Annotated in this window: 1 pseudogene; it reads left to right on the forward strand. The window is 74.1% G+C overall.

The window, feature by feature from the left end:
- A pseudogene (locus tag LI94_RS24135) lies at positions 1-752 on the forward strand (PE family protein); the annotation flags it as partial.

Here is a 752-nt window from a genome sequence, read left to right on the forward strand (position 1 = left end):
ACCGCGGGTGGCAATGGTGGTGTCGGTGGTAACGCCGGTCTGGGTGGCCTGCAGGTCGGTGGCGGCCGGGCCGCTGACGGCACCGCCGGTGTCGGCGGCAACGGTGGCGACGGCAAGGACGGGGTCGCGGGCACTGCCGGCAACTCGGTCATCGTCAACGGCACCGCCGGCACCGCGGGTGGTAATGGCGGTAACGGTGGCCTAGGTGGTCTGCAGGCCGATGGAGCCACGCGGGCGACGTCGGGCACGGGCGGTGACGGCGGCAAGGGTGGCGCCGGCGGTGCCGGGTATGACGCGCTCGGAGCGGGTGCGGCGGCGGGCACGTCCGGTGGTGCCGGTGGCACCGGTGGCAATGGTGGTGTCGGTGGCACCGGTTCGGTGGCCGGGGCCCATGGTGCCGGTGGTGTCGGCGGCAAGGGTGGTAGCGGAACCGACGGTGCCCATGGTGGTGTGGGCACGGCCGGTACCGCCGGCAGCCCCGACGGTGGTGCCGGTGTCAATGGTGGCAATGGGGGTAACGCCGGGGCCGGTGGCGCCGGTGGCCTCTCCGGTGGCGGTGTCCAGGCCGCCAATGGTGCCAATGGTGTGGCCGGTAAGGGCGGCAACGGTGGTGCCGGTGGTGCCGGCTATGACGCGGCCTCCGATGTCGCCGCCGCTGCTGGGACCGCGGGTGGCAATGGTGGTGTCGGTGGTAACGCCGGTCTGGGTGGCCTGCAGGTCGGTGGCGGCCGGGCCGCTGACGGCACCGCCGG

The organism is Mycobacterium sp. UM_Kg27 (assembly GCF_000972905.1).
Taxonomy (GTDB): domain Bacteria; phylum Actinomycetota; class Actinomycetes; order Mycobacteriales; family Mycobacteriaceae; genus Mycobacterium.